The 19,196-nt window shown below is 64.4% G+C and carries 16 protein-coding genes and 2 pseudogenes; 6 read left to right on the plus strand and 12 right to left on the minus strand.

The genetic code is table 11. The annotated features are described in order from the left end of the window. The first annotated feature begins 129 nt into the window (after positions 1-129). A complete protein-coding gene (locus W911_RS11930) occupies positions 130-759 on the plus strand; it encodes a PilZ domain-containing protein (RefSeq protein WP_023787799.1) in 630 nt (209 codons plus the stop codon). A gap of 137 nt (positions 760-896) precedes the next feature. Further along, a complete protein-coding gene (locus W911_RS11935) occupies positions 897-1,538 on the plus strand; it encodes a transglutaminase-like cysteine peptidase (RefSeq protein WP_023787800.1) in 642 nt (213 codons plus the stop codon). 301 nt (positions 1,539-1,839) lie between these two features. Here W911_RS11935 and W911_RS11940 read toward each other — a convergent pair whose 3' ends face one another. The 3 genes from W911_RS11940 to cysE form a co-directional block, all read right to left on the minus strand. Continuing rightward, complete coding sequence (locus W911_RS11940) at positions 1,840-2,370, minus strand: gamma carbonic anhydrase family protein (protein ID WP_023787801.1); 531 nt, start codon at positions 2,368-2,370, stop codon at positions 1,840-1,842. A 13-nt stretch (positions 2,371-2,383) separates the two neighbouring features. Next, positions 2,384-2,599: a DUF3126 family protein gene (locus W911_RS11945; protein WP_023787802.1), complete on the minus strand. Its 216-nt coding sequence runs from the start codon at positions 2,597-2,599 to the stop codon at positions 2,384-2,386. A gap of 75 nt (positions 2,600-2,674) precedes the next feature. Continuing rightward, positions 2,675-3,550 (minus strand): serine O-acetyltransferase, encoded by an 876-nt coding sequence (gene cysE, locus W911_RS11950; RefSeq protein ID WP_023787803.1) that lies wholly within the window; start codon positions 3,548-3,550, stop codon positions 2,675-2,677. A gap of 277 nt (positions 3,551-3,827) precedes the next feature. Here cysE and W911_RS11955 point away from each other — a divergent pair, with 277 nt between their 5' ends. Then, positions 3,828-4,628: an enoyl-CoA hydratase gene (locus tag W911_RS11955; RefSeq protein ID WP_023787804.1), complete on the plus strand. Its 801-nt coding sequence runs from the start codon at positions 3,828-3,830 to the stop codon at positions 4,626-4,628. Positions 4,629-5,170: 542 nt separating this feature from the next. Here the strand turns inward: W911_RS11955 and W911_RS11960 are convergent. From W911_RS11960 to W911_RS11985, 6 genes and pseudogenes are all read right to left on the minus strand, one after another. Continuing rightward, on the minus strand, positions 5,171-5,518 hold the full coding sequence (locus W911_RS11960; RefSeq protein WP_023787805.1) for a hypothetical protein: 348 nt from the start codon (positions 5,516-5,518) through the stop codon (positions 5,171-5,173). 183 nt (positions 5,519-5,701) lie between these two features. Next, a pseudogene (metH, locus tag W911_RS11965) lies at positions 5,702-8,392 on the minus strand (methionine synthase); the annotation flags it as partial. 53 nt (positions 8,393-8,445) lie between these two features. Then, a complete protein-coding gene (locus W911_RS17450; protein ID WP_023787807.1) occupies positions 8,446-9,147 on the minus strand; it encodes a class I SAM-dependent methyltransferase in 702 nt (233 codons plus the stop codon). A 13-nt stretch (positions 9,148-9,160) separates the two neighbouring features. After that, positions 9,161-10,213, minus strand: a pseudogene (locus tag W911_RS11975) (homocysteine S-methyltransferase family protein); the annotation flags it as partial. Between the two features lie 69 nt (positions 10,214-10,282). Further along, positions 10,283-11,212 carry a methylenetetrahydrofolate reductase [NAD(P)H] gene (gene metF / locus W911_RS11980; RefSeq protein ID WP_023787809.1) on the minus strand — a complete coding sequence of 310 codons (930 nt, stop codon included), beginning with the start codon at positions 11,210-11,212 and terminating at the stop codon, positions 10,283-10,285. Continuing rightward, positions 11,209-12,225 (minus strand): ArsR/SmtB family transcription factor, encoded by a 1,017-nt coding sequence (locus tag W911_RS11985; RefSeq protein WP_023787810.1) that lies wholly within the window; start codon positions 12,223-12,225, stop codon positions 11,209-11,211. The genes metF and W911_RS11985 overlap by 4 nt, the downstream gene beginning before the upstream one ends. A 504-nt stretch (positions 12,226-12,729) precedes the next feature. Between W911_RS11985 and W911_RS11990 the strand changes: the two genes are divergently transcribed. The 3 genes from W911_RS11990 (at position 12,730) to W911_RS18905 (ending at position 17,418) form a co-directional block, all read left to right on the plus strand. Continuing rightward, positions 12,730-13,332 carry an ABC transporter substrate-binding protein gene (locus W911_RS11990; RefSeq protein ID WP_023787811.1) on the plus strand — a complete coding sequence of 201 codons (603 nt, stop codon included), beginning with the start codon at positions 12,730-12,732 and terminating at the stop codon, positions 13,330-13,332. A gap of 203 nt (positions 13,333-13,535) precedes the next feature. Next, a complete protein-coding gene (pepN, locus tag W911_RS11995; protein WP_023787812.1) occupies positions 13,536-16,127 on the plus strand; it encodes an aminopeptidase N in 2,592 nt (863 codons plus the stop codon). A 130-nt stretch (positions 16,128-16,257) separates the two neighbouring features. After that, complete coding sequence (locus W911_RS18905) at positions 16,258-17,418, plus strand: sensor histidine kinase (RefSeq protein ID WP_023787813.1); 1,161 nt, start codon at positions 16,258-16,260, stop codon at positions 17,416-17,418. Between the two features lie 12 nt (positions 17,419-17,430). Here the strand turns inward: W911_RS18905 and W911_RS12005 are convergent, their stop codons facing one another. From W911_RS12005 to W911_RS12015, 3 genes are all read right to left on the minus strand, one after another. Continuing rightward, on the minus strand, positions 17,431-17,937 hold the full coding sequence (locus W911_RS12005) for a periplasmic heavy metal sensor (RefSeq protein ID WP_144083588.1): 507 nt from the start codon (positions 17,935-17,937) through the stop codon (positions 17,431-17,433). Continuing rightward, positions 17,934-18,458 (minus strand): hypothetical protein, encoded by a 525-nt coding sequence (locus tag W911_RS12010; protein ID WP_023787815.1) that lies wholly within the window; start codon positions 18,456-18,458, stop codon positions 17,934-17,936. Before W911_RS12010 ends, W911_RS12005 begins: the two co-directional genes overlap by 4 nt. Positions 18,459-18,528: 70 nt before the next feature. Then, positions 18,529-19,188, minus strand: a complete 660-nt coding sequence (locus W911_RS12015; RefSeq protein ID WP_244438513.1) for a sigma-70 family RNA polymerase sigma factor — start codon at positions 19,186-19,188, stop codon at positions 18,529-18,531. Between the last annotated feature and the right edge of the window lie 8 nt (positions 19,189-19,196).

Genomic DNA, 19,196 nt, shown 5'->3' on the forward strand with positions numbered 1-19,196 from the left:
CTTTGATCCAGCGGTTAGGCGTTCCTTAAACCTGTTGTCTCATTCTAGGACTCCCTCTGCGCGGAAACGGCTCAAATGCCGTTTCGGTCATGGGGGGTGCCGTCAAACGTTACCGCCCGGAATTCGCTCATGTCCGCCAGTCCAGCCAATCACATCCGTTCCTCGATCCGGCTCGACACGAGGATCGTGCCCGACAGAAGGCGCCACAAGCGCTTTCACCTCGCGCTTCTTGGCCGTTTCATGCGCGCCAACAAGCAGGAGTTTCCTTGCAGGCTCAACGATATCTCGGTGGGAGGTGCGGCCGTGATGTCGCCCGTCGAGGTTGAGATGGGCGAGCGCATCGTTGCCTACTTCGACGAAATCGGCGGGCTGGAGGGCGAAGTGGCCCGGCTTTTCGACGGTGGCTTCGGCATGCGCTTCCGCGTGAGCCAGCACAAACGCGAGAAGCTCGCGGCTCAGATCACATGGCTGGTCAACAAGGCCGAGCTCGGCGACAGCTTCGGCCGCAAGCACAAACGCTTCGAACTGGTCAACAAAACGTCAACGTTGAAGCTCCCTGACGGCTCCTCCGTCGATTGCCGGGTGCTCGACGTTTCACTGTCGGGCGCCTCCATCGGAACGGAGGCGCGGCCGTCGCCCGGGGATGTGGTGATGCTCGGGAAACTGCGGTGCAAGGTCATGCGTTATCACGACCGCGGGATTGGCGTGCAATTCCTCGACATTCCAGATCCAGAGGCTTTGCGGCGCTATTTCGGCTGAACGGGGCACCCCGATCTCTCACTTCATGAGCATCAGTTTAGCTCAAATTTTGCTCGATTTCTGGCGGCGTACTTCAGGGGACCGCGAAACTTCAAGGGTACTGTGGTCGGCGTGACAGGGAAGTAGGGGTAACGCGTATGAAGCGTATTTTCATGTGCATCGCGGCAATGGCCGCTTTCGCCGGACCGGCCGGTGCCATGCCGGACGTGGTCGTGCCTGAGACCAACACCAGCAGTTCTCCGTTCATGCGGGTCTACGGTCCCGCGCAGCCGCCCTACGGGTTCGTCCGCTTCTGCGAGCGCAACCCGGATGCCTGCCGGGCGCGCCACATCGAAGACATCCGCTTTCAGCCCACGCCCGAGCGCTTGAGCGAACTCGACGAGGTCAATCGCTGGGTCAACCACGCCATCGCGCCGGCTACCGACATGGAGATTTACGGGGTCAGCGAGTTCTGGACCTTCCCCGTCGATCGCGGCGACTGCGAGGACTACGCACTCCTCAAGCAAAAGATCCTGATCCAGCGCGGCTGGCCCAAGAGTTCGCTTCTGCTGACGGTCGTGCGCGACGAGAAGGGTGAAGGCCATGCCGTGCTCACCGCGCGCACCTCGCAGGGCGACTTCGTGCTCGACAACAAAATCGACGATGTGCGCCTCTGGAATGCGTCCGGCTATTACTTTCTGATGCGCCAATCGTATCTCGATCCGCGCGTGTGGGTGTCGCTCGACGTCAACGACCGCACGGCGCCGGACGCCATCGCTGGCGTGCAGGACGGGCGTTAAGACGCCCGGCACGCTCAACGCTTCACGTTTTCACGACCCTTGTCCTGACTGACGACCCCCCGAGCCCGGCGACCCTGCCCTTGTCCCCCAACCGGGCTCCCCCTTGAGCCGGACGCGATTCTCCCTCGTGTCCGGCTCTATTTTTTTGCTTCGTACGCAAGCTGTGAGAAGCTTCGGATAACGGGCGGGTGCCGGTTGATAGCCGGCGCACTTGCGCCGGGTCGCTTTGCTCCCGGGCGCTATCGCGCCGGTCTCTTCTTAAGGTGCGCATGCTGCGTCCCCCTGCTGGCGGAGGCAGGTGTTACGGTGCCGGGCGGAAACCTGCCTTGTAGCGCTTCCAGTTCGCGACATAGCGGCCCGCGCCTTTGCCGAAGCGGGCGACATCCTCGTCCGTGAGCTCGCGTACGATCTTGCCCGGAGAGCCGAGCACCATGGACCGCGGCGGGATCACCTTGCCCTCGGGGATCAGTGCGTTGGCACCGATCACGCATTCCTCGCCAATCTTGGCGCCGTTGAGGATGACCGCGCCGATGCCGATCAGACTGCCCCGGCCGATGGTGCAGCCGTGCAGCATCGCCATGTGGCCGACGGTGCAGTCCTCCGCGATGTCGAGCGGGAAACCGGGGTCCGTGTGGAGCACGCAGCCGTCCTGCACGTTCGAGCGCGCGCCGATGCGGATCAGCTCGTTGTCGCCGCGCAGCACCGCCCCGAACCACACGCTCGCGTCGGTTTCGATCCGCACCTTGCCCAGCACGACCGCATTGGGCGCAACCCAGAAGTTGCCGTCGGCCGGGGTTTCGACGCGCGTGTCGTCGAGGTCGTAAAGTGCCATCCGTCAGTGCCCCTCAAGCCTCTTCGAGATCCATCTCAAGGATGGCCATCTGGAACTGATAGGACACTTCGCCCTCTTCCTCCTCGCGGAACAGCACGGCGACGAAATCGTCTCCGATATAGACCTCGGCACTATCGTCCTTCTTGGGACGCGCCCGCACCGACAGGTTCTTCGTCCCGAATGTCTTCCTCAGATACGCCTCGACCTTGGCCAGCTCGTCCTTCTTCACTCTGTCATCCTCCGGTTTCGTTAGTTAGACCGGCGATTCACGCTTCAGGCTGATAGGGCCTGAAGCGATCGCGGTCTAGAGCATTGCATAATCATCGGGCCCGATCCCGGGATCGGATTCGAACGTCTGGTCCATCGTTCGTCCGGGTTCCGCGCCAGCCGGGCCGACGATGCGCGCCGGCACGCCGGCAACCGTCACATGCGGTGGGACATCCGAGAGCACCACCGAGCCCGCGGCGATGCGCGAGCTGTTTCCCACGTGAATGTTTCCGAGCACCTTGGCGCCGGCGCCGATCAGCACGCAGGAGCCGATCTTGGGATGGCGGTCGCCCGTCTGCTTGCCGCTGCCGCCCAGCGTCACCGCGTGCAGGAACGAGCAGTTGTCGCCGATGGTCGCCGTCTCGCCGATCACGATGCCGGTCGCATGGTCCAGCATCAACCCCTTGCCGATACGCGCTGCGGGATGGATGTCGACCGAGAACATGCGCGACGACTGGCTTTGCATGTAAAGCGCAAAGTCGCGCCGGCCTTGACGCCACAGCTCGTGCGCAAAGCGATGCGTGACGAGGGCGTGAAAACCTTTGAAATAGAGAAAGGGATCGAGATAGCGCGCCGTTGCAGGATCGCGCTCGATTACGGCTGCGAGGTCGGCGCGAAACGCGCGGCCGAGTTCCGGCTGGGACGCGAGCACGTCCCGGAACGTCTGGACGATGAGGCCCGCGTCGACGTCCGCATGGCCGAGGCGCTGCGCGATGCGATGGCAGATCGCATCTTCCAGGTTCTCATGGCTCGCGACGGTTGCGTAGATGAACCCCGTCAGCGCAGGCTCGGCCGCCATCGCAGCTTCCGCCTCGCTGCGGAGCGCCAGCCAGATCGGATCGTCGCCAGCGCGGCGGGAGGGCGTGCGCCGCTCGCCCTTTCCGGCCTGGACCGGCTGCTTGGCACTGTTCATGTCCACTGTTCCTTCGTACGCCGCGACCCGAACGGGTGTGCGCCGCCTTCGTCTCACGCGCGGGCCGTCGTGCGACCGGACCCTCATGCGAACTATGGATCAAACCGATCCTCGCGTCAGGCGGTTCTCGCCATGTCATGGGGAGGGCCTATCGGCCGAGGCGGGCCTAGTCAATCCTTTAGCGCTTTGTCCTGGCCCATACTTTGGGCGTTGCGCCGCGTTGCTCGGGAGCGCATCGAAGGGCACATTGAGAGGGTACCGAAGAGGACCAGCCGACATGACCGATACTCCCGCCACACCGCCCGATCTCAGGCTTGAGATCGAGGGTCCCCTCGCCTGGATCGTTGCCGACAATCCCGGCCGTATGAACGCGTTCACAGCCGACATGTGGGCCAAGTTGCCGCAACACATTCAAGCCGCGGAGGCAGATGCCGCCGTACGCGTCATCATCCTGCGCGGTGCGGGGACGCGGGCGTTCTCCGCAGGGGCCGACATCTCTGAATTCGAAAGCGCGCGCACGGGCGCCGCCGCCGCCGACTACGACCGCCTCAACCACGAGGCGTTCGACGCTCTTCTCGGCGCGAGCAAGCCGGTGATCGCGATGATCCACGGCTTCTGTCTCGGCGGCGGCCTCGGCATCGCGGCGTGCGCCGACCTCAGGCTCGCAGACCATCGCGCGCAGTTCGCCATTCCGGCCGCGAAGCTCGGTCTCGGCTACAATGCCCGCTGGGTGCAACCTCTGCTCGCACTCGCCGCTCCCGCCTTCGTGAAGGAGATGCTGTTTACGGGCCGGCGGGTTTCGGGCGAGGAAGCGCTCAGGATCGGCATCGTCAACACGCTGACCGATGCGGATACGCTGGAGATCGCGGTCCGAACGCTTGCGGCCGAGATCGCAGGCAACGCACCGCTCACCGTCAGCGCCGCCAAGCTCGCCATCGATGAACTCACCCGCCATCCCGAGCAGCCCGACTTCGCGAAACTCGATGCCGCCGTGCTCGCGTGTTTCGAGAGCACGGACTATGCGGAAGGGCGCCGGGCGTTCCTCGAAAAGCGCAAGCCCGCGTTCCAGGGCCGCTGACGCTCACAGCCAGCGAATTTTGAATCCCGTCGCAGGACGGCGCCACAACCGCGCAAATTCATTCCAGATTTGGGGATCGCACCCCGCACTCATGCTGCGTCGCACGATCATTTTCGCTTGGCAGGGAACGATCTTGCTCCGTACACTTTATGCCTCGGCGGGGTCCCTGCCTCGCCGGGGCCGCCTCGTCCCGGGCGGAGCACACTCTGCAAACGGTGTGTGGGACACGTTCCGACCTACGTGTCCGGCGCATCTTTATCTGCGTGTTTGACGAGCAGTCCCCCCCAACGCCGATCCGTCGGCAGGAGGTCGCGCATGGAACTCTCGATCCGACTGACGGTGCTCGCCGCACTCATGTCCTTCGGCTTCCTCGCTGCAATCGTGATCGGACTGGTCTGAGCACTCCCTGTCTCTCAGACGAGGCCGATCAGGAGCCGGTTCAGCTCATTCCCGCGCATCGCTTGTGCGGGGCACGCAAAAGGAAAGGCGCGAGACCCTCGGGTCCCGCGCCTTTTTCTTTGACGGCGCTTGTTGTGCCGCCGCTACCTTTTCAGATGATAGCCGAGGATCGCGAAGGCGAGCACAGCGTACTCCGCGCGGATGCGGCCCCAGGGGATCTCAGACAGCAGCGGGAGTTGCGGACCCCATGTCCACAGCACGGCGGCGATCAATGCAAATCCCAGCGCCCAGCTCAGTGTCGCGCTCGACGGCGAACCGACATCTTTCAGAATGACGGCGGCGATGATCCCGATCAGGAAGATCACGACTGCGGCGACCACCGCGAAGATGAACAGGCGGAACTCGCCGAATTTGATGTAGTTCATGAGCGCCGTCGTGCCGAACCAGCCGACGGCGATCTGCAGCAGCAGAAGAATGAGACGTCCGAGCATCGTGAGTTCTCCCCCAGTTTCGAGAGCCGGCCTTCCCCACCTGCCGACATCACACGCACCCGACCTTCGATATGAGGTCAAGGGCGCAACAATCGCATCACGCACGAGAATCGAGGTGTCCCACGCGCTTGCGATGCAGCATGGCCGCCCACGGTGCGAAAATCAAGAATTGCGGACGGCGCCTCATGCCACGTTCTTGGCTTCGGCGACCGCGTCGTAATTGAGGACGGGCGCGAGCCAGCGCTCCGCTTCCGCCACGCTCATGCCCTTGCGGCGGGCGTAATCCTCGACCTGGTCGCGCTCGACCTTGCCCACGCCGAAGTAATGGCTTTCGGGGTGTGCGAAGTAGAGACCCGACACGGACGATCCCGGCCACATGGCGAAGCTCTCCGTGATCTCGATGCCCGTTTCCTCCTTCACGCGCATCAAATCCCAGAGCGTGGCCTTCTCGGTGTGATCGGGCTGTGCGGGATAACCGGGCGCGGGGCGGATGCCCTGATACTTTTCGAGGATCATATCCTCGTTCGAGAGCTTTTCGCCCTTGCCGTATCCCCACAGCTCGCGGCGGACCTTGGCGTGCATCGCCTCGGCAAAGGCTTCCGCGAGACGATCGGCCAACGCCTTGGCGATGATGCGGCTGTAGTCGTCGGTCGCCTTGATATGTGCGTTGATCGCCTCGTCCTCGCCATGCCCGGCGGTGACGGCGAAGCCACCAACGTAATCGGCAAGGCCGCTCTCCTTCGGCGCAACGAAATCTGCGAGCGCGGTGTGGGCGCGATTGCGGCTCGGATCGCGGGCGATCTGCTGGCGCAGCGTGTGCAGCGTGGCGCGCCGCTCCTTCCGCGTCTCGTCGGTATAAAGCTCGATGTCGTCGCCCACGCCGTTGGCCGGCCAGAAGCCGACGACCGCGTGCGCGGTGAACCACTTCTCGGCGACGATGCGGTCGAGCAATTCGCGCGCGTCGGCGAAGAGCTTGCGCGCCTCGGTGCCCACCTTGTTGTCGTCGAGAATGGCCGGATAGCGGCCCGTCAACTCCCACGTCTGGAAGAAGGGCGTCCAGTCGATGTAAGGGACGAGGCTTCCGAGATCGTAGTTCTTGAAGGTGCGCGTACCGAGGAAGCTCGGCTTCGGCGGCGCATACTGCGACCAGTCGATGTCGAACTTGTTGGCGCGTGCCGCGCTGATGGGAATGCGCTGCTTTCTCGCTTCGTTGGCAAGGTGCTTTTCGCGCACCTGCACGTACTCGGTCTTGATGTTCTCGATGTAGGGCTTGCTCTCGGTCTCCGAAAGCAAGTTCGAGACGACGCCGACGGCGCGGCTCGCGTCCAGTACGTAGATGGCCTGGCCGCGCTCGTAGTTGGGACTGATCTTGACGGCGGTGTGGACGCGGCTTGTCGTGGCGCCGCCGATGAGCAGCGGCACGCTGAAGCCTTCGCGCTCCATCTCGGCCGCAACGAAGCACATCTCGTCGAGCGACGGCGTGATGAGGCCCGAAAGCCCGATGATGTCCGCCTTCTCCTTCTTCGCCGCTTCGAGGATCTTGGCGGCCGGCACCATCACACCGAGGTCGATCACCTCGTAGTTGTTGCACTGGAGCACGACGCCGACGATGTTCTTGCCGATGTCGTGCACGTCGCCCTTCACGGTCGCCATCACGACCTTGCCGGCGGCCGGCATCTGGTCGACGCCGGAAAGGCGCTTCTCTTCCTCCAGGTAGGGTTGCAGGTAGGCAACCGCCTGCTTCATCACGCGCGCGGACTTCACGACCTGCGGCAGGAACATTTTGCCCGCGCCGAAGAGATCGCCGACGACGTTCATGCCCGTCATCAGCGGGCCTTCGATCACATGGAGAGGCTTCTCGGCCTGCTGACGGGCTTCCTCGGTATCCGCTTCGATGAAGTCCGTGATGCCGTGGACGAGCGAGTGCGTGAGGCGCTCCTGCACCGTGCCCTCACGCCAGGAGAGATCCTTCTCCTTCGCTTTAGCGCCGCTGCCGTCGCCTTTGAAGCGCGGGGCCGCTTCGAGCAAACGATCGGTCGCGTCGGGACGGCGGTTCAGGATGACGTCTTCCGACAGCTCGCGCAATTCGGCCGGAATGTCGTCGTAGAGCGCGAGCTGTCCGGCGTTGACGATGCCCATGTCCATACCAGCCTTGATGGCGTGGTAGAGGAACACGGCGTGCATGGCTTCGCGCACGGGCTCGTTGCCGCGGAACGCGAACGACAGGTTCGAGACACCGCCCGAAATGTGGGTGAGCGGCATCTTTTCGCGGATCTGGCGCGCGGCCTCGATGAAGGCGATGCCGTAACCGTTGTGCTCCTCGATTCCCGTCGCGACGGCGAAGATGTTGGGATCGAAGATGATGTCTTCCGGCGGAAAGCCGACCTGCTCCGTCAAGATCTTATAGGCGCGCTCGCAGATCTGGACCTTGCGCTCGATGGTGTCGGCCTGGCCCACTTCGTCGAAGGCCATGACGACGACGGCCGCGCCGTAACGGAGAACCTTCCTCGCCTGCTCGACGAACTGCTCCTCGCCTTCCTTCATCGAGATCGAGTTGACGATGGCCTTGCCCTGCACGCATTTGAGACCCGCCTCGATCACGGTCCATTTGGAGCTGTCGATCATGACAGGCACGCGGGCGATGTCGGGCTCGGAGGCGATGAGGTTCAAGAACGTCGTCATTGCCTTTTCGGAATCGAGCAGGCCCTCATCCATATTGATGTCGATGACCATGGCGCCTGCTTCGACCTGCTGGCGCGCAACGGCCAGGGCCGCCGCGTAGTCATTCGCTTCGATGAGCTTCCTGAACTTCGCAGAGCCCGTAACATTGGTGCGCTCGCCGACGTTGATGAAGGATTGCGCTGCGGAAGAGGTCATCGGCTGGTATTCCGTGTTGGTTTCATAGGAGAAAGCGAGAGGGGCTTGCCTTATGCGAAGGCAAGCCAGCCCTTGATGGCAAGGCCGCGGAAGATGGGCGTCAAGCGCTCGAAGCCTGCGCTTGCAAGCAGCGCTTCTTCACGCTCTTCCGACACCACGGCGACTTTTTTGAAGTTCTCAGCGTTGCTTTCCGCCACGTCGGGCGAGACGCCGTTGCAGACGGCATGGCGCTTCCAGATGCGGCGTAGAAGCTCGGTCTTGTCTTCGCCCGCGACACCGACGCCATCCACGATCGCAAGCGGTGCCCCGGGTTTCAGCCTGCTGTGAATGGCCTTCAAGAAGGCCGCCTTCGCGCCGTCGTCAGGGACGAAGTGTGCCGTCAGAATGCACGTCGCGGCATCGAAGCCGTCGTCTTCGAGCGCCTCGATGGTTGTCGTCTCCACACGGGCGCGGGCCCCGACCGGCGTTTCGGCGAGGCGGCGATGCGCGAGTTCCACCATCGGCTGATAGGTGTCGACGCCCACGAACGACCAGTTCGGATTGTTCGCGCCAAGGCGCAGGATTTCCTCGCCGCCGCCCGCGCCCACGACAAGGATCTTGGACGGGCCGTCGGCAAGAAGCTCAAGAAGTGCGGCTTCGACAATCGAGAAGATGGCGCGCCGGCCGGGAATGAACTGTTCGGCCAGCTTCGCGTAATCGTCGAGCGTCACGTTCTCGGGAAACTTCTGGTCCTCGAACTTGAGTGTTGTCATTGCGTCACCCGTGCACGAAGGGTTCGAGACCCGAAAGCCGCATTTTCGGTGCGATCTCGGGGATCTCGCGCGGGCGATACTTGGCGGCGCGCGCGGCAATCTCACGAATGTGGTCGGGCGTGGAGCCGCAACAGCCGCCGATCAGATTGATCAGTCCGTCCTTGGACCAGGGCTCGGTTTTATCCGCCATCTCTTGCGCGTCCTCGTCGTATCCGCCCATCGCGTTCGGAAGGCCGGCGTTCGGATATGCGGAAATGCGCACGTTCGCGACCTGCGAAAGCTCGGCGACGTACGGGCGCATCAACTCCGCGCCGAGTGCGCAGTTGAGACCGATGGAGAACGGCCTCAGGTGGCGCATCGAATACCAGAACGCTTCCGCGGTCTGGCCCGAGAGCGTGCGGCCCGAGCGGTCGGTGATGGTGCCCGAGATCATGATAGGGAGCGTCAGACCCTTCTCGTCGAACGCTTCCAGCGTCGCGACGCCGGCGGCCTTCGCATTCAGGGTATCGAAGATCGTCTCGATCAGGATGATGTCCGAGCCGCCCTCGATCAGGCCCAGCACCTGCTCCTTGTAGGCTTCGCGCAGATCGTCGAACGTGACGTTGCGGTAGCCTGGATTGTTCACGTCGGGCGAGAGGGAGGCCGTGCGGTTGGTCGGACCGACCGCCCCCGCCACGAAGCGCGGCTTGTCCGGCGTCTTCGCGTTGTACTTGTCGACGGCCGCGCGCGCGAGCTTCGCCGCCGCGACGTTGATCTCGTAGGACAGCTCCTCCATGCCGTAGTCGGCCATCGAGATCACCTGCGCGTTGAAGGTGTTGGTCTCGACGATGTCGGCGCCGGCTTCGAGATACTGTTCGTGAATCTCCTGGATGATCGCGGGCTGCGTCAGCACGAGAAGGTCGTTGTTGCCCTTCACGTCCCGCGGCCAGTCCTTGAAGCGCTCGCCGCGATAATCTTCCTCGGTCAGCTTGTGGCGCTGGATCATCGTGCCCATGGCGCCATCGATGATCAGGATGCGCTCGCTTGCTGCTTTTTCGAGCGCTTCCGCGCTCTCGATGACTTTCATGGTCTTCCACTCAGGTTCGAAACGAAGGACTTGCCCGCAGCGGCGGCGCGCCGGGACATTCTGAAACGTTCAGCTCGCGGCTTTGCGGGCTTCGAGCGGTGCCGCCCGCAGCGGGCGCAGGCCCAGAAGGTGGCAGATCGCATACACGAGGTCGGCGCGGTTCAGCGTGTAGAAGTGGAACGATTTCACGCCTTCGTCGACGAGGTCCATCACCTGCTCGGTCGCGACGGCTGCCGCCACGAGATGGGTTGTCGCCGGATCCTCGTCCAGACCTTCGAAGCGCCGCGCCAGCCATGCCGGCACGCTCGCCCCCGTACGCACGGCAAAGCCCGCGACCTGACGGAAGCTATGGATCGGCACGATGCCGGGCGTGATCGGCACCCAGATGCCGGCTGCGCGCGCGCGTTCGAGGAAGCGCAGGTAGTGCGTGTTGTCGAAACCGAACTGCGTGATGATGCGGTCGGCGCCCGCATCGACCTTGGCCTTGAGGTTGTCGATGTCGGACTTGAGCGACGCGCTCTCGGGGTGCTTCTCGGGATAGCCCGCCACGGAGATTTCGAAATTGGCAATGCGCTTCAGGCCCGCCACGAGATCGGCCGCGTTTTGATACCCACCCGGGGTCGGGATGTAACTCTGGCCGACACCGCTCGCAGGGTCGCCGCGCAACGCCACGATATGGCGAACGCCCGCGTCCCAGTAGGCCTGCGCCACGGCGTCCACTTCCTCGCGGCTTGCATCCACACAGGTGAGATGGGCTGCAGGCTTCAGCGCCGTCTCGTTGATGATGCGCGCAACCGTCGTGTGCGTCCGTTCGCGCGTCGAGCCGCCCGCACCGTAGGTGACGGAGACGAACGACGGGCAGAGCGGCGACAGGCGTTCGATGGCGGCCCACAGGGCCTGCTCCATCTTCTCCGACTTCGGCGGGAAGAACTCGAACGAGACGTCGATCTCACCTGCGCCGAGGAGGCGGCTTTTGCGTTCGCTGGTTTGCGGGGTCATGGCGCGATCCGTTCCAATTTCTGCGACTTGGATGCCGGTTGCACGGCAACGTCTGGTTTCGATGCCCGCCAGAGCGAAACCGTGAGGGCTTGGCGGGCATCGGTGGCGTCGGGCGCGAGGCTCTGCACCTCTACACCGGACAGGCCCGCATCCTTGAGCCAGGATACGACCTGCCGATCCTCGAAGCCCAACCGCTCGTGGGCGTGGCGGGCGCGCAAGTCCTCGATCTCGTGCGGCGCGAAGTCGACGACGAGCAGGCGGCCGCCGGGGGCCAGAATGCGCGCGGCTTCGCGGACGGCGAGCGCGGGCTCCGAGAGATAGTGCAGCACCTGGTGCATCACGACGGCGTCCGCCACACGATCCGGCAGCGCGAGATCGTAGATGTCGCCGTGGCGCACCTCGGCGGCCGCAAGCCCGGCCGTCTTGAGACGGCTTCGGGCGTAGGCCAGCATCGACTGGTTGACGTCGAGGCCAAGGCCGCGCGTGTAGCGGCCGGCGAAGAGTTCGAGCATCCGGCCGGTGCCGGTGCCAAGATCGACGAAGACGTCGAACGTCGCGCCGTCGAAAGCTTTCACGATGGCGGCGTCGACCGCATGTTCCGACACATACAGCGCGCGAATGCGATCCCAGTCGGCGGCGTGCGCACGGAAATACTCCTGCGCTGTCGCCTCGCGCTCGCGCTTCTGGGAGTCGGCACGCTCGCCGTCGCGCAGGAGGATGGGGTCGCGCGGGTCGACGGTGTCCAGCAGGCGGCGAACGAGGCGCCCCCCCTCGGTGCGGTCGGAGACATGGAAATAGACCCAGCTTCCCTCGCGGAAGCGCTCGATCAGACCGGCCTCCGCGAGCAGCTTCAAATGCCGGCTGATGCGCGGCTGGCTTTGACCCAAGATCTGGGTGAGATCCTTGACGTTGAGCTCGCCTGCCGCGAGCAGGAGCAGGATGCGCAAACGCGTGGGCTCGGCGGCGGCCTTGAGGGCGCCCACCAGCTCCTGCGTATCGAGTGTTCCAGACATGCGCTGCTCCGCGTTTCTCGAAAACATATAAAGATATGTTTATGTGTCAAGAGGCATTCGGTCGATATCTTGAGGGCGAAGGCTTGGTCAGCACTCATCCCTAACCTATTATTAGCGCATGATTTTTTATCGTTGCCGAAGGATTTTTGAGGGCGCGACGGATCGGAACGGCTCGATCCGCCCCGATGTGGAGGTCGAACCCGACAGACCTTCGACTCCCGGCACGACCTCGCCGCCAGCGTCGGCCGAGGCTCTCCCGCTCGTCACGCGCGCGCTCACCCAAGACTTTTCACGGCTGCCGAAATTTCGTCCCGGGACGCCGCTAGGCTCGTGCAGCTCGACAGGGTGGTTCCACGTTCGGACCTTCAGCCAAGCCCGACCCGGATCTACGATCGCGGCTCGCGCGGCTTTGACTGGACAACGCATGCGGGCTGAGAGATTGAGGGGTAGCCGTATGCCTCAGGAAGGCACCCGGTTCGCGCCGAAACAGCGGGAGCTCATTTGATGACGATGGTTGGCCAGAGCCGGTTTCACGGCAGAGCGGCATACGTGTTTGGAGCGGCGGCGCTCGCGCTTCTCGTTCTCGTGGCCAGCACGATGTCGGCTTCGGCACAACAGTCGCCCGCCGCCTACATGCAGCGCGTCGCCAACGAACTGATCGCCGCCCAGCGCTCGGGATCACAGGCCGATTTCGCGCGCGTCATTCGCAGCCATGCCGACGTGCCGTCCATTGCGATCAATGCGCTCGGCTCCTACGCGGCCAGCCTCAAGAAGTCCGACCGGCCCGCTTATTACGCTGGCATGGTCAATTTCATCGCGCGTTACGCAGCAACGGAAGGGCCGAAGTACCCGGTCGCACGCGCCGTGATGACGGGCCAGACCAGGGAAACGGCCCAGGGTACCTTTGTGGACAGCCGCATCACGCTTTCGAGCGGCACCAGCTACGACGTGCGCTGGCGCATCGTGCGGCGCGGCAGCGCCTACAAGGTTCGCGATGCGGAAATCATCGGCTTCGAGATGACCTCGTTCCTGAACACGCTGTTCCAGAACTACATCTCCGAAAACGGCGGCAACCCGCGCACACTGGTGCTCGCGCTCAACCGATAAGTTCACGGCAACGCGAAAGCCGCGGCTTTATCCAGCATTGCGTTCGTGCTCCGGCTCATGTCATGTCGGTCGCGAAATCGACGCCATCGTTTTTCGTGATCCGCGGATGACGTCGCACTCTCACGTCGTCGTTCCGGAGCTCCGATGAAGACCGCGCCGCCACGCCCCGCCGCCTCAAAGACTACCGGCCGCCCGCCTATCTGGTGGATCACGTCGACCTCGACGTCGCGCTCGATCCGGAAGCGACGCGCGTTAAGGCCCAGCTCAAGATCCGGCGCAATCCGGCCGCGGAAAAGGGCGCTGCAGCGCTCGCACTCGACGGCGAGCACCTCGTGCTCGACGCCATCACACTTGACGGCAAGCCGCTTCCCGAGCGCGCCTACGATCTCACCGAAACGGAACTCGTCATTCATAAGGTGCCGGCTCGTCCTTTCACGCTCAGCGTCGAGACGACGATCGACCCGGAAGCGAACAAAGCGCTGCAGGGGCTTTATCGCTCGCGCGGCGTGTTCTGCACGCAATGCGAGGCGGAGGGCTTCCGCCGCATCACCTTCTTCCCCGACCGTCCCGACGTGCTCGCGACCTACACCTGCCGCATCGAAGCGGATCGTGCGACGGCGCCGATCCTGCTCGCGAACGGCAACCCCGTCGAACGCGGGCGTCTCAAGGGAGGCCGCCATTTCGCGGTGTGGCACGACCCGCATCCCAAGCCCTCGTATCTTTTCGCGCTCGTCGGCGGCGATCTCGGGCGCATCGGCTCGACATTCAAAACCGCATCGGGGCGCAAGGTCGACCTCAACATCTACGTGGAGCACGGCAAGGAAGAGCGTGCAGCCTGGGCGATGGATTCGCTCAAGCGCTCCATGCGGTGGGACGAAGTCCGCTTCGGGCGCGAATACGATCTCGAAGTGTTCAACATCGTCGCCGTGTCCGACTTCAACATGGGCGCGATGGAGAACAAAGGCCTCAACATCTTCAACGACCGGCTCGTCCTCGCTTCGCCCGAAACGGCAACGGACGACGCCTTCGGGCGCATCGAGAGCGTGGTCGCGCACGAGTACTTCCACAATTGGACCGGCAACCGCATCACGTGCCGCGACTGGTTCCAGCTTTGCCTGAAGGAAGGGCTCACCGTCTATCGCGACCAGGAGTTCTCCGCCGACGAGCGCTCGGCCACGGTGCAGCGCATCCAGGACGTGCGCACGCTGCGCGCGACGCAGTTCGCCGAGGACGCGGGCCCGCTCGCGCATCCCGTGCGGCCCGAGAGCTATATCGAGATCAACAACTTCTACACGGCGACGGTTTACGAGAAGGGCGCGGAACTGGTCCGCATGATCGAGACGATCCTCGGGCGCGACGCCTTCCGCGCCGGGATGGATCTCTATTTCGAGCGCCACGACGGCTGCGCCGCGACAATCGAGGATTTCATCGCGTGCTTCGAAGACGCCTCGAAGCGCGATCTGTCTCATTTCAAGCTCTGGTACTCGCAAGCGGGTACGCCCGAACTCGTGTGCTCGCTCGCCTACGACCGGCACAAGAAATCGGCCGAGCTTAAAATCGAGCAAGCGTTGCCTCCCACGCCGGGCGACGCACGCAAGAAGCCGCTGCACATCCCGATCCGAGTGGGTCTCATCGGCGGCAACGGGCAGGAGATCCCGCTCGTCCGCGACACCGGCGAAGCGATCGAGGATGGCGTGCTCAACCTCACGCGCCGTTCCGAGACGTTCCGTTTCGTCGATGTCCCCTCGGCGCCCGTGCCTTCGCTGCTTCGCGGCTTCTCGGCGCCGGTCAATCTCACAATGAGCCTTTCGGAATCCGATCTCGCGTTCCTGATGGCGCACGACCGGGATCTGTTCAATCGCTGGCAGGCCGCCAACACGTTCGCAACCCGCACGCTCGTCGACATGGTGCGGCGTCTCAAGAAGGGCGAGCGGGCGACACAACGGGCGACGGCATTCGCGCGCGCGCTCGAAGCGGCCGTCAGCGCGCCCGATCTCGAACTCGCGTATCGCGCCGAACTTCTCAAACTGCCGAGCCAGAGCGACATCGCGCGCGAGATCGGCCGCAATGTCGATCCCGGACTCATTTTCCGCGCGTATCGCCAGCTCACGCGCGTCGTCGGCTCGACGCTGGGTGCACAGCTCGAAGACGTTTATCGCGCGACGCGGGATCGTGGCGCGTTCTCTCCCGATGCGGAGAGCGCGGGACGGCGCGCGCTCGGGAACGTGGCGCTCACGCTGCTCGCCGCGCGCGGGACGGCGGCGGACGTCGAGCGGCTTTCGGACCATTTCTTCAACGCGCGCAACATGACGGAAGAAGCGCACGCGCTCGTGTTGATCGCTGGGCGTTCCGGCACGCTGCGGGAGGAGGCGCTCGCGCGCTTCCACGACCGCTGGAAAGACGATCACCTCGTGATCGACACCTGGTTTGCGGCTCAGGCGCAATCGCCGCTCCGCGCAGCGTTGAGCCAGGTGAAGGCGCTCACGCGCCATCCGCTGTTCAGCCTGACGACGCCGAACAAGGTCCGCGCGTTGATCGGCGCGTTCGCACTGCAAAACCCGGTTCAGTTCCACCGGCCAGACGGCGCCGGCTACGACTTCCTGGCTGCCCAAGTGCTTGAAATCGATGGCTTCAACCCGTCCATCGCAGCCCGTCTCCTGGGCGCTTTCCGAGCCTGGGCGACCCTCGAATCCGGCCGCCGGGCCGCAGCCAAAAAGGCTCTCCAGCGGATCGCAAAGGCCGGGTCTCTTTCCCGCGACGTGACCGAAATCGTAGCTAAGATGCTAGATCAGTAACACTCCGAAAATCTCTGACTCTTCTGAATTTTTCTCCCTCGACACGAGCCACACGAATCGGTGAACTAAGGGTGCGCTTCGCCGTCGTACCGCGCACGTAAAGCTCAAAAATTCGAATTTGGAGGATGGGATGGCTCAGACCCTGTCGGCTTGTCCACGGGAGACGTGTGCCCCGACCGATCAGGCGGTCGCCATCCGGCCGATCCCGGCCGCGCTCGCCGGATTCCGGGACGGTGGCGGCCCTCTGCGCCTCCTCCAGGCGGCGACGCTCGTCCATGCCGGCGCCCTCGCGCTGCCCCTTGCCACACCAATCGAACTGCCCGTTACGGCCCTTTTGGCGGGCGCCTCGCTCACGGCGTTGCTCGCGCTCGCACTGCCGCGGCTTTCCGCGCAGCCGGCCGAAGAGGCGCGCAAAGATGGTCCGGCAGACGTTGCCACCGACGATCTCTCCCCGAAGGTTGAGGGCAGCGGGGCATCGCCCTCCCCGCTGCCCTTCATAGGAGAACGGATCGTGCCCGGCCGCGACGACACGGCACAACTCGCAGTCCTCGCGCGGGCGGCGCAGCGGCTCAGGCGCGTGTCTCCCGTCCGCCGACAGATTTGGGCCGACCTGACAGCCCGCGTCAGCCACGAGTTGCGCACGCCTCTCAATGCCGTGATCGGCTTCTCCGACGTCCTCGACGCGGAACTCTTCGGCCCCGTCGGACATCCGCGCTACCGCGAATATGCACGCCACATCCGCGATAGCAGCCGCGAGCTTTTGAAATCGGCGGAAGACACGCTCGCCATCACCTGTCTCCTCGATCACGATCCGGAAGCCCGCGCGGACGCGCGCGTCGATTTCAAGGCTGCCGTTGGAGAAGCCTGGGCCTTCCACAGCGAGCCGCCGAGCCTGCACGGCCTGACGCTCGAAGCGCAAATTCCGGAGGGGCTCGAAGTTCTGATCGAGCACCGGCCGCTGAAGCAGATCCTCATCAACCTTTTCGCCGAAGCCGTTCGCCGCTCGGACGCACGCGGCACGGTCGGGCTCGTCGCCACCGTCGATGGCGACCTCGTGCAGATCGAGGTGTTTCTGAGGGGCCGTCCGGACAGCACGAGCGTCGGGCAAGCGTCGCTCCCCGTCTCGCTCGCGCACGCGCTGCTCGAACTGCAAGGCGCGACGCTGATCGAAGTCGACGATCCGCACGCAACCTGGCGGGTCGTCACCGTGCTCGAATGCGCGGCACAGAACGATTTCTTCGCGACGCCCGCGTATCAGGAAATGCGCGCGCCGGTGCAGCAGGCCTGCTGAGCAGGCCGTCACTTATTGCTTGTCTTTGTTGTTTTTCTTGCCGCGATGGGCCATCCAGTCGGCGCGTTTGCGCCAGCGCTCGGACAATTGCTTCCGCTCGTCGGCGCTCAAGCGCGCCGCCTGCACGAGGAACGTCTCGACCGTCGTCGCGCGCAGGGCCTGCTCCTTACCGGCGACATTCGCGATGGCCTGCTCCAGCGCCGCGCGGTCGAACGGTTCGGCCGCGAGGCGATCCGCCGCCTCGATCCGCGCCGTCCGGAGATCCTCCATCGCGGGGCGCATCTCGCCGTATTCCTTTTTCAACTGCTCCAGCACGTCCTTGCGCCGATCTTCAGGCAGCACGCGCGTCAGACCCATCAGCCCGAAATGCTCGCGCGCCGCATGGTGGGGTCCGTGTCCGTGCTTTTTGAAGCTCATGCCGACGAGCCCACCGACGAACAGGAGGTTCAGCGCCAGCGAGCCGATCAGAAGATATTTCATGCGCCGCGATCCAGTGCCCGGCGGCGAAGTCTCGCTCACAGGTAGTCCTCCTCGAAGAAGCTCGTTGCGTTGCTGTCGAATGCGATCTGGCCGAGATCCACATCTCCTTCGTACGCCGCGTCCGCGACCATCGGCGGGACGGCAGTGTCGAACGTGCCCGAGAGACCGGAGAACATGCCGAGCACGAGCGAGGCTGCGAGCAACGCGGCCGCGGGCCCATGCGTCCGCCCGCTCGTCGCGACACGCTTGCGCACGATCTCGGGATTCCAAACGCGGTTCGGCACCTGACGCGTGGGCGCGCCGGCCTCTGCATCGACCGCCGCCATGATCCGATCCGCCAGCATGCGGCTATCGACAGCCGGAGGCGGGGCCAGATCGAGCAGGCGATCCAGCGCCTCGGCTTCCTTGAGACGCTGCCCGGCCGCGTCATCCTCGGAAAGGAGGCGGGCAAACCGCATTCTCACAGGCGCCGGCCAGCGCGTGCGGTCGCTGCCGTAGCGCTCAAGCACCTGCTCGAACGCCGTGAGGCCGTCTCCTTCAATCCTGCCGTTCTCAGTCATCGTTCGTATCCTTGGCCCGCATCCCGAGCCGTTATTTCGGGCTTTCGCCCTTTCGTTTCCTTCACTCGCGTCACGCGTCGCTTTGCAAAAGACCTTTCCAGTCTTTCTCCAGGCTCACGCGCAATGCGCGTCTTGCCCGGGCAAGGAGCGATTCGACGGCTTCATCGGACACACCCAACACCTCGCCCACCTCGGCCTGGCTCAGGCCCTCGTGGTGGAACAGGGTCAGCGCGCGGCGTTGGCGCTCGGGGAGCGCGGCCATCGCTTCGCCCACGCGGCGGGCGAGATCCTGCTCTTCGAGGTTCGCCATCTGCGTCGGCGCCTCCTCAATCTCGGGGACCTCGTCCGTCACCACCGTGCGGCGGGACTGGCGGATCCGGTCCAGGCAGAGGTTCGACGTAACGCGCCTCAACCAGGGCCGGAGACCGTAAGGCCCCAATTCCAAGGTCTCTCCCGAGCGCCAAAGCCGGAGCAGCGCCTCCTGGGCGATGTCCTCGGCCTCTGCCTCGTCCTTCAACATGCGGCGCGCGAGGATGACGATTGCGCCCAGATGTCGATCGACCAGCGTCCGGAAGGCCTGCCGATCCTGGCGGCCCACGCGCGCCAACAGCGCACGATCCTCCGCAGCGTCAGGCCAGGGGCCCTGGCGCACGTCGCCCCGTGGCCCCCCTGGCGTCGACCCCTTCGGTCCGGTTGGCCCCGACCCCACCATCGCCTCGTCTGCTCTCATCTGTGTCT

Origin of the sequence: Hyphomicrobium nitrativorans NL23 (assembly GCF_000503895.1) — a bacterium.
Lineage (GTDB): Bacteria > Pseudomonadota > Alphaproteobacteria > Rhizobiales > Hyphomicrobiaceae > Hyphomicrobium_C > Hyphomicrobium_C nitrativorans.